General features: G+C 67.3%; 11 protein-coding genes. 4 read left to right on the forward strand and 7 right to left on the reverse strand.

Translation table 11 applies throughout. The features are described 5' to 3' along the window. Positions 1-90: 90 nt before the first annotated feature. From ACFYY6_RS36380 to ACFYY6_RS36395, 4 genes are all read right to left on the reverse strand, one after another. Positions 91-804: a TniQ family protein gene (locus tag ACFYY6_RS36380; RefSeq protein ID WP_389197467.1), complete on the reverse strand. Its 714-nt coding sequence runs from the start codon at positions 802-804 to the stop codon at positions 91-93. Next, positions 801-1,787, reverse strand: a complete 987-nt coding sequence (locus ACFYY6_RS36385; protein WP_388653342.1) for a TniB family NTP-binding protein — start codon at positions 1,785-1,787, stop codon at positions 801-803. The genes ACFYY6_RS36380 and ACFYY6_RS36385 overlap by 4 nt, the downstream gene beginning before the upstream one ends. Positions 1,788-1,903: 116 nt before the next feature. Further along, positions 1,904-4,060 (reverse strand): transposase, encoded by a 2,157-nt coding sequence (locus ACFYY6_RS36390; protein WP_388653345.1) that lies wholly within the window; start codon positions 4,058-4,060, stop codon positions 1,904-1,906. Then, entirely contained in the window at positions 4,041-4,799 is a 759-nt protein-coding gene (locus ACFYY6_RS36395) for a TnsA-like heteromeric transposase endonuclease subunit (protein WP_388653375.1), read from the reverse strand. Before ACFYY6_RS36395 ends, ACFYY6_RS36390 begins: the two co-directional genes overlap by 20 nt. Positions 4,800-5,062: 263 nt before the next feature. Between ACFYY6_RS36395 and ACFYY6_RS36400 the strand changes: the two genes are divergently transcribed. The 4 genes from ACFYY6_RS36400 (at position 5,063) to ACFYY6_RS36415 (ending at position 10,514) form a co-directional block, all read left to right on the forward strand. After that, positions 5,063-6,457, forward strand: a complete 1,395-nt coding sequence (locus ACFYY6_RS36400) for a 3'-5' exonuclease (RefSeq protein ID WP_388653347.1) — start codon at positions 5,063-5,065, stop codon at positions 6,455-6,457. Further along, a complete protein-coding gene (locus tag ACFYY6_RS36405) occupies positions 6,454-7,137 on the forward strand; it encodes a DarT ssDNA thymidine ADP-ribosyltransferase family protein (protein ID WP_388653349.1) in 684 nt (227 codons plus the stop codon). The genes ACFYY6_RS36400 and ACFYY6_RS36405 overlap by 4 nt, the downstream gene beginning before the upstream one ends. 17 nt (positions 7,138-7,154) lie before the next feature. Continuing rightward, positions 7,155-8,819, forward strand: coding sequence for an ADP-ribosylglycohydrolase family protein (locus ACFYY6_RS36410; protein WP_388653378.1), 1,665 nt, complete (start codon positions 7,155-7,157; stop codon positions 8,817-8,819). Between the two features lie 717 nt (positions 8,820-9,536). Then, positions 9,537-10,514, forward strand: coding sequence for a hypothetical protein (locus ACFYY6_RS36415; protein WP_388653351.1), 978 nt, complete (start codon positions 9,537-9,539; stop codon positions 10,512-10,514). A 118-nt stretch (positions 10,515-10,632) separates the two neighbouring features. Here ACFYY6_RS36415 and ACFYY6_RS36420 read toward each other — a convergent pair whose 3' ends face one another. The 3 genes from ACFYY6_RS36420 to ACFYY6_RS36430 are packed head-to-tail and all read right to left on the reverse strand — an operon-like array spanning position 10,633 to position 14,030. Then, positions 10,633-12,597 (reverse strand): DUF3732 domain-containing protein, encoded by a 1,965-nt coding sequence (locus tag ACFYY6_RS36420; RefSeq protein WP_388653353.1) that lies wholly within the window; start codon positions 12,595-12,597, stop codon positions 10,633-10,635. A gap of 4 nt (positions 12,598-12,601) precedes the next feature. Further along, positions 12,602-13,081, reverse strand: coding sequence for a three component ABC system middle component (locus tag ACFYY6_RS36425; RefSeq protein WP_388653355.1), 480 nt, complete (start codon positions 13,079-13,081; stop codon positions 12,602-12,604). After that, entirely contained in the window at positions 13,074-14,030 is a 957-nt protein-coding gene (locus ACFYY6_RS36430; protein ID WP_389197469.1) for an ABC-three component system protein, read from the reverse strand. The genes ACFYY6_RS36425 and ACFYY6_RS36430 overlap by 8 nt, the downstream gene beginning before the upstream one ends. Positions 14,031-14,048 lie beyond the last annotated feature (18 nt).

The following is a 14,048-nucleotide window of genomic DNA, read 5'->3' on the forward strand; positions in this document are numbered from 1 at the left end:
AGATACGACAAACGAGGCTACGTCTACCTCGGCACCGCCACCGCAGCAGCACTCGTCATCTGGCTTCGCACATGATCGACCGGACAAGTCCTAGTTGAGGCGGGTGTGCCAGCGGTGGGTGAGGTGTTGCTGGTGGTCGTACCAGCGGGTGGTGATGGCGCGCGCAGCGGTCCAGGCGGTGGCGGCGCGGGGGTGTCGTAGGAGTCGCTGGTGTGCGTGGTGCGCGTCGGCGATTTCGGGCGTCGCCCAGGTGCGGACGGTGGTGGTGAGCCGCGGGTCGGGGGCGGCTTGCTGATGGCGCGGGCACACCAGTCGGTGCGGTGGCCGATGAGCCCAGGCGGTGTCGGTGGCGTTCTGGCTGCGGTGGCGGGTGCACAGGGTGCAGGCACGGACGGGCTGCTGCTCGGCCTCCAGCCGTTTCCAGCGTGCGGCGGCTGCGGTGTGGTGGGCGTCGTCGCTGGGGGCGAGGCGGAGCAGGGCGCGCGCCAGGTGGGGGAGTGGGATGCGGGTCGGGGCGGCGAGGTGGTGGCAGGCGGCAGGGCTGAGGTGGAGTTCAGCTGTCGGTAGCGTGCCGTGGCCGGTCAGGGTGATGCCGGCGCCGTCGAGGAGCTGGGGCAGCGTCAGCCGGTAGGCGGTGGCAAGGCGTTGCACATAGGAGGCGGTCGCCTCATTGGCCAGTGGCCGTACGCGGAGCACGCCCGGTGCTGCTGACGGGGTCCGCAGCCATGCCTCTGTGGTGGGGACGCCGCGCTGCGCGGGAGCGGCTGGGGCCGTATCCCGGGCCGTGACGTCTGTCCGGGTCACGGGGTGCTGATACTGCGGCTTCGGGGCCGGGTGTGGGGTCGGTAGTGCTGTTCGGCGAGGTGGTCGAGGCGGATGGCGTCGAGGGTGGTCTTGGTGATGCGTTCGGTGCCGTCGACCAGGGCGGTGATGGCGGCCTGGCGGATGAGGCGGGCGAGGCTGCCGATGCGGCCGGCGGTGCGCTCGTGCAGGTAGGGAGCCAGCTTGGGGAGGGTTCCGGTGCGGTGGTGGTGCAGGTCGAGCGCGCCTTCCATGGCGGTGATGAGGTCGCGGAAGGGCTCTTCGTCGCCGAGGCGGGCGGGGAAGGCGGTGCAGTCGATGAGGGAGGCGCGTCCGGCGAGCTGGGCGCCGCGTACTCCGGTGAACAGGGGTGTGGTGGTGACGTCGATGCCGGCGTAGACGAAGGTCGCGCCGATGCGTTCGGTGAGATCTTTGATCAGATCGGCACTCTGGGCGCCGGTGGTGGTGCGCGGGTTGAGCCGGTGGATCTCGTCGATCATCACCAGCTGGACGCCTGCGGCGGTGTAGGTGTGGCATACGGAGTTGGTGATCTGGGCCTGGGACATGCCTGCGGTGACGGGGATGCCGAGGTAGCGAGCGAATTCGATGGCGAGGGTCTTGGCGCTGGCGGCGGGCGGGACCAGGACGTAGGCGACCGGGGCCTGTCCGGCTGTCGCTGTGGGGCCGTGGCGGCGGGTGTGGGCGAGGTGGCAGGCGCGTCCGACCTGGAGCAGGGCGGTGGTCTTCCCGGCGCCTGCTGGGCCTGTGACGATCAGGGATGGCCGTGCGGTGACGGTCTGGTGGCGGCCGAGGATCATCAGGGTGCGCACGTTCTTGGCGAGGGCGTCGATGGCGGGGGTGCGCACGGTGACGAACCGTGAGTGGTAGGCCAGGCGTTCCTCGAGGCTGCGAGGCGGTGCGCCGGGTGGGGGAGGAGCGGCCACGGGAGTGGTGACGAAGGCCTGGAAGCCGTCCCAGGTGGTCACCGATCGCTGCTGGGCATCAGTGGGGTCGTCGGTGGTGCTTGCCGCGGCCCCGGGAGGCCGGTCCGCTGTCGACGGGGACCTGCAGGCCGATGCATCGCTCGTGCCCGGTGAGGTGTTCACCACTGCTCGGCTTCCGCTTCGGCGTCCCACAGCCCGTACCCGCCTGCCTCGGCCGGCAGCACGCTCGCGCCCTCCATCTCGCTCGTGCCGGCCTCGGCCGCCGTGTCGACGCTGATGAGGTCGTCCAGGCTCTCGCTCCAGTCCGGTGCGGGGGCCGGTGTGGTCTCTGCGTCGAGTGGGCGCCGCTGGCCTGGAAGATCGGGCAACTGTGCTGCCGTACCGGAGCGGGAGGCTCTCCGACGGCGGGTTTTCTGCTCGGTCTCGGCGGGGTGGCGGGTGCGGCGCAGGAGCTGGTCGAGGGCGTCGGCGATGTCGGCTTCGTGTGTCTCGCGGTCTCCGCGTTGTTCGACCTCGGTCTGGATGTGGTGCCAGATGGCGTCGTTGAAGGGCTGGTGGACGTGGTCGCGGTGGATCCAGGGGATTTCGTGGAGCTGGCCGTCGGTGAGGCGGACGAAGATCTGGCGGGCGTTGTGGGGGTTGTGGTGGACCTCCCACTTGCCGTCCTTGGCCGTGACGGGGGAGCGCTGGCCGCGGTGGGGGCCGAGGATGTCGTGGTTGTAGGTGCGGTGGTCGAGGCGGATGCCGCGTTCGGTGATGGGCTGCCAGCGCACCGGCAGCAGTTCGAGGTAGTCGGCCCCGGTGAGCGGCACCGGTACGTAGCCGCTGATGGTGATAAGCGCGGCCCACATCTGGTTCGGTGTGAGGGCGGTTTTGGGCAGGACGGGGTGGCGCAGTCCGTCGTGGGGCCGGTTCTGCCAGCCGCAGGTGATCCATTCGTCGAGAAGGTCCTGCAGCTGCGGGATCGTCCACCGCGCCTCGGCCGATGTCTTGGAGCCGCGGTGCTGGGGGTTGGAGCCGGTGTGGCCGGCGACGTGCTGGCAGAACAGGTCGTTGATCGCGCCGAAGGTCCGCTCCACCACGGCCTTAGCCTGCGGACGCCTCGGAGGAGCGGGCTGCACGCTCACCCCGAGCGTCTCGCACGCGGCGACGAAGCCCTGCGAGAGGTAGATCTTCCCGCGGTCGACGACGATCGTCTCGGGCACGACCACCGGCCGCGCGGCCGCGCCCTCCAGCCGTTCGTCCAGCGACAGCATCCGCTCAAAGGGCACCTCGGCCCGCGACAGATGCAGCGCTTTGGGCCAGGTCGGCCGAGCAGGGTGGGGAACAGCCATCTCCGCCAGGAGCAGTGCGGCGTCAACGGCTTTGGTGCTGTGCGGGCGCAGGACGGCGGCCAGGACGGAGCGCGTGGCGACGTCGACGGCGATCGTCAGCTCCGGTCGGCCCAGGCTGCCGTCCTCAAGGACGGCCATGATGTCCAGACGGGTGGTGTCGATCTGCACCTGCTCCCCGGGCCGCAGCACCACCGGCGCCGACGAGGCGCGGGCGGGGGCGGTGGTAGCGGTGCGTGCCGGGCGTCCCGGACGATCGGCCGGGTCGGCCAGCACGCTCACCAGCCGGTAGAACGTCGAGCGTGACGGCATCTCCACCACTCCGCGCCCGTGCGTGTCCTCCAGGATCTGCCCGACCAGTACCTGCAGTCCCTTCACCGTCCCCTTCGACCGGCCCCGCTGGCGCCGCAGCGCCTCCAGCACCGCGGCCACGACCCGCTCGTCGGCATACCCCGTCGGATGGCGGCCGCGGGCCGGTACCGCACGCTTGTCGACCAGCCCCCACAAGCCTTGCTTGCGGTAGGTGTGCCGCATCCGCTCCACCGTCGTACGCGTCACCCGCGCGAAGCCAAGCGCCGCCAGATCCTTCGCCTTGGCCGCGTCCCGCTGCGCCAGCGTCCACCGCTCGGGGTCGTATTCCGGCCGCATCGTCTGGCCGTCACGGCCACCCTCAGGGTGCGGCCACCCGGTCTCCACTTCCCGGATATGGGGCAGCCAGGCCAGTGCCCGCTGCTGGGCCGCTACAGGAACGGTCTCGAACAGCCCCCACTGCGGCACCGCGGCCGGCGCTCGTGCGCCCACTACTTCGAAGCCCGGATCGGCGAACAACCGCCCCAGCAGCAGTCTCGTTTCGGTGCCGTCCTCCTGCAGCAGGTAGACCTGCTGGCCCTGCAGGGCGGCGGCCTGCCAGGTCTGTCCCCGGTAGGCGACGTGCGCGCCGACCTCCACCACCGGCCGCTGGCCCTTACCGTGTGTGCCGCCCACTGCGCTCACCCCTTCCTCGGCCGCCTCCGGGGCCCAGCGACTTTTCGACGCCCCCACCACTACGTTCTGCGTCAGCGCAGACCAGCGTCTCCTCGTGCAGCGGCTCATCAAGAGGCGTCGTCAGATGCCCGGACCACAGCGCGTGATAGACAGCCGGCAGTACTTGCAGAGGATCGCCCACGGCGGCTGCGCCGTCGGCCAGCGGCCGGGGCCCGGCGAACGCCTCAGTCAGCGCGGCCCGCAGCCCGGGCGGGCCTTGATTGCGTGGGTGGCGGTAGCCGGCCAGCCATCGCAGGTTCGCCGCCACCACCGGGGGAGGTGGCTCGAGGCGCCGATATGACCAGCCCACGCGCGCGCACGCCGCCTCCAGGACCATCCGCGCTCGCTGCGCCCCGTCTCCACCGGCAGTCGGGCTGGAGGGGCAGTCGGCGAGCAGGCCGGTGCCGTCGGCGTACCGGGCGAACAGCTGAGGCACCCACGAGCGCACCCGCCCGTCGGTATCCCGCCACAGCAGCCGTACGGGGCGTGCGGAAAGGCCGGTCACGTCCGGATTCCGGTCCAGGACCATCAGCTGGGTGCGCATGGCGGCCGAACCGTGCACCACGTGCCGCCCGGTCGTCGCCGACCACCACCAGCCCGGCCCCCACCGACGCCCAGGCATCACCGGAAACGCGGAGACCGGAGCCAGGTCCTCGAACCGCACCGACACCATCGCCTGATCCCACGGCCACTGCGCCATCTGCCCGGCGGCTGTGGCCAACGCCGCCTCCACGCTCGCCCCGCCCCGCTCGTTGACAGCTTGCTGCTCCACGACGGACAGCCAAGTACCCCCCGCCTTCAAAGGAGGGACACAGCGGCAGCCATCACTCGAATGGGTGACCGACGTGTCGCTTTCTGCAAGCCTGCGGCGGACTGCTTGTCCGATCTTCAACCCACCTGCTGGCGGCTACTTCTAACATGGCCTCAGGTTCGGGAAGCGAGTCTTGGGGAGGGGCCGCACGGATGAAGGTTCTCAGGCCGACGCAGCCGACGAGCGAGCAGCTCACGGTGATCAACAATCACAAGCCGGGGGTGTTCGTTGTACGGGGGGCCGCCGGCAGCGGCAAAACCACCACCGCTCTGTACCGGCTGAAGTTCACCGTCGGTTTCTGGCAGCGTCGCCGCCGTGACGGCTTCCTCAGCGGCCCCGTCCGCGTCCTTGTTCTCACTTACAACCGCACACTGCGCGGCTACATCGAGGAACTCACCCAGGAGCAGCTCAAAGGCAATGACGTTGAGCTGACGATCTCCACCTTTGCGAAGTGGGCCACCGACCGTGTGGCCTACGAGCGCATTCTTCAGGAACACGAACGCAGCCGGAAGCTGGACGCCCTGGCCGCGCCCTTGCCGTTGTCCTCTGAGTTCGTACGCTCTGAAGTGGACTATGTCCTGGGCCGCTTCACGCCCGATCATCTGGCCGAGTACGTCGAATGCGAACGTCAGGGCCGCGGCCGCTCCCCACGGATGCTGACCCCCCTGCGCCGCCGACTGTTGGAGGAGGTGATCTATCCCTTCCAGGAGTGGAAGAAGCAGCAGCAGGCCTGGGACTGGTCCGACCTGGCGAACGCCATGGCGGCCAACCGTACCGACGACCCTTACCACGTGGTAGTGGTCGACGAGGCTCAGGACTTCTCCGCCAACCAGGTCCGGGCAGTCCTCAACCACCTCACTGATGAGCACACCCTCACCTTCGTTCTCGACGCGGCTCAGCGCATCTACCCGCAGCGCTTCACCTGGAGCGAGGTGGGCCTGAGCGTGGGCCCGCACAACAGCAAGCTGCTGTCGAAGAACTTCCGCAACACCCGGCAGATCGCCGCCTTCGCCGCTCCGCTACTCGAAGACGTGGAGACAACGGACGACGCCGCGATCCCTGACCTCACCTCCTGCACGGAGGAGGGCGACAAGCCTTTGCTGGTTGAGGGCACCTTCACCCAGCAGATGGACCACGTTGTGCAGTTCCTCAACGACCTCGGACCCGACAACGACGAGTCCGTCGCCATCCTCCATGCCAAGGGCTGGTTCGGCGAGGTCAAGAACCGTCTGAACGCCTCCGGACTGGCCTACGTGGAACTCACCCGGAACGCCGAGTGGCCGACGGGCCCGGTGAACGTCGCGCTGTCGACCATGCACTCCGCCAAGGGGCTGGAGTTCGACCACGTGATCATCGTCGGACTCAACAGCGAGGTTATGCCCCACGCCACCGAGCCCGGCGACAGCGAACGAGACGCCCACCTGCGGCTGCTGGCCATGTCCGCTGGCCGCGCCCGCAAGACGCTGACCATCACCTACAAGCCCTCCGAGGCCAGCGACCTTATCGCCTGCATGGACCCGGACACCTATGAGGTGAAGGCCGTATGACCACCACAGAGCCCAGCCCGCCCATATCGGACGGCGAAAGACCCGCAGAAGGTATCAGCGCGCTCATTCAGGAACGGAAGATCGCCGAAGTGGTGCACTTCACCACGAACCGCGGTCTACTCGGCATCCTCGTGCAGCAGCTCTGCAAGGCCCGGGCACTCCTGGCCCAAGACCAGTACCTCGAGAGCATTTACCACCAGAACACCAAGACCCGCAGAGAAGCTCCGCAGTACTGGTCCTACGTGAACCTCAGCATCAGCGAGCCCAACCACCGCTTTCTTCGCATCAGCAGCGAAGACTGGTGGGCGAACGAAGACCTGTTCTGGGCTGTCCTCAGCTTCGATCCAGTGATCATGACGCACCCCGGCGTCCTGTTCGCCCCAGGCAATATGGGATACGACGGCATCACCCCCGTCGAAGGGCTGCCCGGAGCCGAAGCCCTCTTCGCCGACCGCGTCCCCAAGGGTTTCAACAAGACGATGCCACGCTGGGACCGAGCGCCCCACCTCCCGACAAATCCCCAGGCCGAGGCGCTCTACCCGCAGGCCGTCTCCACCCGGCACCTGCAGCGCATCTACGTCCTCACTCACGAGGACGCAGCGAAGGCTGAGGCCATTGTCAGTGTCAGCGAACATGATGAGGTCGACATCATCGTCGACCCGGTCACGTTCGGCAGGTAAGGACTACGGTGAACGCCATGCAATGGGAGGCAGTACGCGCCTCAGCCCAGTGGGCTGCGTACGGGGACGCACTCGGCTTCATCACCGAACTGACCGACGCCGATGGCGTACGTCGCCGCATCGGACGTGATGCCGTCACCACCACCGTCCCCTGGAAGAGGCGCGTCGGAGGACGCTACGGACGCGACATGCCGCTCCCCGCCGGCGCGTACTCCGACGACACCCAGCTACGCCTGGCAACCTCACGCGCCATCCGCGGAGACGGGGAATTCGACGCCGAGGCCTTCGCGAAGATCGAAGTCGTTGCCTGGCAGGCCTACTCCCTAGGCGCCGGCCGTGGGACCAAAGCGGCAGCCACCGGCTTGATGAGAGTCGAAGCCAAGTGGTCCCAGAACATCTTCGCCACCAAAGCTGCCCGCTACGTCGATATCGGCGGCAATGGGGCCGCCATGCGCATCCAGCCCCATGTCTGGTCCGCACGGGACCTCACCAGCTGGGACAGCATCACCCGCGACGTTGTACGGAACGCTGTCAGCACCCACGGCCACCCCCGAGGCATCCTGGGGGCGGTCCTGCACGCCGTTCTGCTGGCCCACGCCCTCGACACAAACGAAATTCCTGGTCCCAAGCAGTGGCGCCCCGCAATGGACTGGCTAGAGCAAGTACCGGACGTCATCGCCAAGGACGACGAGCTCGCGTATCTGTGGCTTCCCACGTGGAGTGACGCCGCGGGCACCGACTTCCGCTCAGCCGCGATCACCGTCGCCAACGAATGTCGCGCAGCGCTCGAGGCCTTCGAACCCACATCCCCCCTGACCTCCGAGACCTATGCGGCCCTGGTGGAGCGCTGGGGTGGCTTCAACGACGCGACTCGAGGATCAGGCACAGTCACGACCCTGCTTGCCGCGGTTCTCGCGCATGCCTACGCCGACTCACCAGAAGCTGGCCTGCTCCTCGCTGCTAACACTCTCGGCTCGGACACCGACACCATCGCCACCATGACTGGCGCACTCCTAGGCGCCGTCATGGCAGGCCCTCCACCTGGCACCGTGCAAGATGCCAAGGTCATCGACTCCGAGGCGCGCCGCATGTGGGCCATTTCCCAAGGGCGTGAAGCAGCGACGTTCACGTACCCAGATCTGCTCCGCTGGAGCCCTCCCAAGGCCGCGCTCGACCTTGTAGGCCGCACGCCAATGGGGCCAGCGCTGGCCGGTCTAGGGCCCCTTACGCCTATGGACACGCCGACGCCGAGTAACCAGGCCACATACGTGTGGGGCACTTTGCCGTTCGGCCAGAGCATCCTGGTCCGGGCCAGGCCTGACCTCAGGCCGCTGGATGAGAACTTGCTCCCGGGAGATGTGAGACAACCGCGGAGCCGGTCTGCTGGGGATGCTCCGCGAGAACAGCAACTCCTCTTCGAAGCCCCATTGCAGGCTGCTGCACCAGCCGAGCAAAGGCTTGTCCTTGCCGGAACAGCGCCCGGGGCCGTGAACGAGCGTGCCCATCGGCACGCACCGCCGCCTGTTGAGGAGGTCGTCCAAGAGCTGGCAAGAAACGGGTTCACTCCCGAACAGGTAGGTCGTGCATTGCTTCAGCAGATCCGAGGCGGCCGCTACAGCGTAGAGCGGGCTGCTGCGTTCGCCGGGCTCCTTGCCCGCGCCTACCACCAGGACGATCAGTAGCAGTCCGGACCAGCGAGCCGCCCAGGACACCTGTCTGCCGAGACGCTTTTACCGCTCCGAGTGGAATAGGGGCGGGTGCAGGCCGATGCCTGTCAGGAGTCCTTGCTGGTGGGGGTGGAGTTGGTTCCACAGGGTGGTCTGCTTGCGAGCCCAGCGTTGAAGCTCGGGTGGGATGGGCCGGCCTGCGGCGGCGAGGGTGCGGTGCACGTGGTAGTTCCGTTTCCAGGTGAAGGGCCAGGGTGGGTTCCACCACGGGTCCAGGACGGTGAGTTCTTGCAGGGTGTCGTCGCCCAGTTTTTCTGTGCTGCTGTTGGTCTTGTGGGCTGGGGTTTCTCAGTTCCTGTGGGCGGTCTATGCGCGGTTTGCGTGTTCGTGAGTTCTGGGATGGAGGTGTCGGTGTCTGTCTGACCTGTGTGTACGTGCTCTGTGCAGGTTGACTGAGCGTGGTGCAGTTTCGCTGGGCTGCTACTTGGTGCGTTCGTCGGGCTGGGTGCCGGCGGGGTGTTGGCAGTTGGTCTGGTGCTTGCCGGTGGCTTGGTGGCGTGCGTGGAGAGCGCGTGGCCGAGGCCGGTTCGTCATGTCAGGTGGGCCAGGGGTAAAGGTCTTTGTCCGGTTGGAGAGGTCGGTGCGGGCCACGGGTTGGCTAACTGCAGGTCAAGCTGCTGTTGGGCAGGCCATCATTTACTGACGTCTTGTCCGGATGAAGGGCTGCTTGTTGTGCTGATCTACGCTTTCCGTGATGCTCGTGGCACCTGGTACGGGGATCCGGACGCCGCCATCCATGACATCCGGCCGGGCCGCGGGGTTCTAAGCCTCTCGCCCACTGCTCCGGCCCATGACCCCGGTCTGTTCGATGGCCAACAGGTTGAGGTTCTTTACGCGGCGTGCGATCTGGAAGCAAGCCAGACGAGCTATCGACTCGATGACGGTGCCTCCTACGTGGCTACCTGGCATGTTCACGAATTACTGTCTCCGGCCTACCAGCGCCCGCTCACGCCCCCCGCTGCAGTGCGGGCGGCGACAGCGACGGTGAAGCTTGAGACCGGCAGTCCGCATCGCCGCTACAGCCTTCATGCCGACCTTCTGGCAGAGGGCCGTGTCGAAATCACCGTCGTCGTCTGCACCCCTGATGGAGTCATCCACGGCGAACTGACCGGAGAGATCGACGTGCGCGATCTCGACGAGGTCGGTCGTCTTATCGTCTCCGCCCCCATCGCCTCCGCTGTGGAGCGTACCTCGTCTGCCGTTTCTGCGGCCCCCGTCAAAGCCACCCGTCATGGCGAGGCATGGACCCCCGAAGCCGTCGCCTACCTCAAGGAGCACTACCGAGCAGGCAGCAGCCCAGAGCAACTGGCTGAGGCACTCGGGCGTAGTGAAAAGTCTATCCGCTGGAAGCTGTACGGCCTTAAACTCGCACCGTACCCCAGCGACCTCGTGCCCGATCCGCGCCCTGCGGCTGAGCCAGAAACGCCCAAGGCGTACACCGTGGAGGCGAAGCGGCAACTGCACCCCAATGCGTATAAGCCCTGGGAGCCCGAAGACGAACAGCGGCTAGCCGAGCGCTGTGCTCAAGGTGCCTCTCTGCCCGAGCTGTCGCAGGAATTCGGCCGCAACGAGGGTGCCGTTGCCTCTCGGCTACTGAAGATCAAAGCGGAAGGGCCAGCTGCCGATGACGCCTTGGAGTACGGCGGATGAGGCGAAATCACGCTGTCTGTGGCTGGACGAGTGCGCGTTGTCGAGCTTCGCCTGCGACGTGCGTAGTCGACCCGGTTCTGAGGCTCACAGGATTCCGGTGGTGGGGCATGTTGCCAGGCTATGGGGTGGGGTTGTCGTTGAGCCAGGTGGTAGGGATGAGTTTTTCGCCGTTGCGCCAGTTGTAGTGGATGGACTCCTGGTACCAGTCGTGGGGCAGGTCCGCGTGGTCGCTGACGATCATCTGGAAGTTCGGGGAGAGCTCTCTGACGACCTGGTGCATGAGTTCGAAGAGGCGTGTGACGGTCACGCGGTCTTCGTCCAGGGCGATGTCCTCCAGTCGTCCGCGCTGTTTGGCCATGTCGGAGGGGTAGTAGGGCTGGGTGGGCTGGTCGAGCATGAGGAAGCGGGGTACGGGCCTGCTGTTGGCAACGAAGTACTGGTGGAGGGCTAGGTGGGCTGCCACGTGGTAGCCGACGTGGTTCTTGCCGCTGCCGATGCGGAGCAGTTCGGTGATGCCCTCGAGGGTGTCCGCGACGATGGTGAGCTTTTTGAGGTCCAGGCGGACCAAGCGGTCGCCGTGTTCAAGTTTCAGGGTGCGGGCGTGGCCGGTCATCTTGCCGCTGAGGTAGCTGAGGCCGTGGGTGAGCTTGTCGTCGATGGTCTCGGTGTCGAGCTGCTCTTCGAGGCCTTGGACGAGCCTCTGGGCGACGGCGACGTCGGACTCCAGGCGCTGGAGGTGTCCGCTGTCGGATGTGGTGTTGATCTGGCCGAGGTAGGCGCTGATCCTGCCGCGGGTGTATGCCTGGGCTTCGGCCTGTCCGAGAAGGCCGGCCTGCTGGTTGCGCTGTTCGGCGATGACGCTCAGGGCGCCTTCGATGCCGCGGAGCTGTTCGCGTAGGCGCGTTGCCGTCTGCTCGATCTCGCGAAGGGCCTGCTCGCGGCGGGGCTGGACGGTTTGGACGCTGTCGAGTTGCTCTCGGAGGTCCGCGAGGGTGGTGTGCATGTCGGCCACGGTGGGGTCGGGCTCGTTGAGGTCGTTTCCGCACAGGGGGCAGCTGTGTTCGCCGGGGAAGCCGTCGGGTACGAGGTTGAGCGCCGACAGGCGTGACATGCCGCGGGCGACGGCACCGGTGTAGCCGGTGACCTGTGTCTCCAGGTCGTTCAGGAGCTGGCGTTCTTCTGCGAGGGAGCGCAGCTGCCGTCGGAGAGCGGATGACTGTTCGTTGAGGAGGAGCTCTTGCCGCCGCTGTTCCTCATCTGCGTTGTCCGGGGTGGGCCGGAAGGAGGCAGCCTGCTGCAGGGCCTCGATGACGGCTGCTCTGTCGGAGGTGTCGACGCTGTTGTCGGGGAGCAGGCCGTGGACGCGGGCTTCACCGAGGAGGGACTCAAGGCGGGCCTCGATGCCTTGGTTTGCTTCCTGGGCAGCTTTGAGGTCGTTCTCGGCGCGGCGGAGGGCTCGTTTGGCTTGGGTGAGCTGCTGCTGGAGTGCGGCTTGGTCTTCGGGGACCGCGCCGAGGAAGTAGGGGATCGTGGCCTTGAGGCTCTCCGGGATGCCGCGCTCGTTCTGCCGGTGGAATAGCGCCCGCTTGGAGGCGACTTCGTCCTGGTTCTGCAGGCAGAGCAGGACGGCGTGGCCGAGGTTGGCGCTGAGCGGGGAGAGCAGGCTTCCCGGCGCCGGCTCGCTGCGAGTGTCTCCGATGCCGATCCGGCGCCCGAGCTGCTGGCGCAGCTGTGTGGAGTCGGTGTTGACGCGGAGATCGGACAGTTCCGGGACACCGAGGTCGTTGCCGACTTCGAGCATGGCGTTGGTGACGGACTTGGCGCCGGGGCGAGGCGCCGGCCTGGCGGCCAGGATGCGAGTGTCGGGCAGCTGCAGGATGACTGCATACCACGCGACGGTGTTGAAGATCTGGCTGATCGGGAGCGTGGCCTCGTCCCTGCCGAGGCAGAAGTCGACGATGTCGAGCAGCGCGCTCTTGCCTGTCTGGGACGTGCCGGTGACGATGTTCAGCTCGCCGAGCCGGAAGTCCAGGACGCGCTTTTCGCCGCTCTTGCTGTAGAGGGTGATCGACCGGATCTGCACCGGCTCAGGGTCTCACGCCCAGCAGTGCAAAGACGGTGGAAGGGTTGTCGGACTTGGCAGCCCAGCGGCCTATCAGCGATGCGGCCTTGATCAGGTCGGCGAGTTCGCCCTCGGTACGGGACTTCGACGGAATCCTGCTCTTGAGGGAGCCCTGCTCGATAGTGAGCATCTGGTGGCGGAGCCCGAAGCGCAGGCCTTCCCGTACGGCGGGTGTCAGTGAGGTGCTGCGGGCGGCAAGGCCGGCGACGAGTGCTGGGTGGTCCGCCACCCAGTTCGGCAGATGGGTGCGCGTCGAGGTGGGCAGCGCTCGCCGCGTGGGCCGGTGCAGGACCAGCGGGGCCACGACGAAGGCCATCGGCCATGGCATCAGCCTGCCAGAGGCTTCCCGCTCGTAGTCGCGTGCCGCAGTGGCGGCGACGGCGGCGACGAGAGCAGGGTTGAGGAAGGCGGCGCTGGCTTGCGGCCGCTGTGTCCAGCTAGGCACGGGCAGCCCTGATCAGGCTCTTCACCCGTGCCTCGAAGTCGGGGTGCCATCCGATCCGTCCGCGGTCGGCCAGTTCATGGTGCTTGCCCCGGGAGAAGAACGCCTCGTCATACGCTTCACGGATTCTGTGCCGGGTCTGGTCCAGGGTCTTGCGCAGGAGCGCCTTGCCGGCTTGCTCCTGCTCCCGGTCAGTGGCGTCTTCGTCCAGGTCGTCGAGCATCCAGTCGAACTCCCGCTGCCACTCGTCGGCGAGGTTGTCTTCGAAGCGTGCCAACTCTTCAAGGTCCACCAGGTCGTCTTCGAGCCAGGCCACGGTCTGGGTGTAGGCGCGGCAGTAGTCCACCATCGCCTTGTTCAACTGGCGGCCGGCGCCACCCCAGCGCAACTGGTGGACGAAGCAGGCATCGGCCAGCTCGGTCTCGGCCTCCGGCGGGAAGTCCTCACGGTCTACCAGTGTGGGCAGTCTGTCCGAGGTGTAGTCGTCGCGGATGCGGCTGATGCGCTGCATCAGCCGGGTCACGGAGACGCTGGTGTGCCGCTTCTGCAGCATGTCTACGGTCTGTTCGTACCACCACGCCCACAGCTGCCGCATGAAGGAGTCGGCGTGCCCGTCGGGGAGCGCCGCCCTGAGCCTCACCCGTACCAGCGCGTCGAGGTCGTCGATGGACGGCGACCCGTCGATGACCCGCATCCGTTGCACGAAGACGGCACGTTGCGCCGGCTGAAGGGCCAGGAAGGCTGCCCGTGCGTCCTTCGTGTCCTTGGCCTTCGACTCCTGCGCGGCGGCGACGAGTAGGTCAAGGGCCTGCGCGGGTACTGGATTAGGTGCCTTGAGCGCGGCCATAGCCGTGCCTGGCCGTGCCTGCTGCGTGGTGACCAGGGTCAGCATGGGGCCGTACTCGTCGCCAGGGGCATGGGTGTCCATCCAGGACTGGATAGTCCGCCACACGTCGTCATCCTTGTCGCC

Origin of the sequence: Streptomyces sp. NPDC001750, from assembly GCF_042892615.1 — a bacterium.
Classification (GTDB): domain Bacteria; phylum Actinomycetota; class Actinomycetes; order Streptomycetales; family Streptomycetaceae; genus Streptomyces.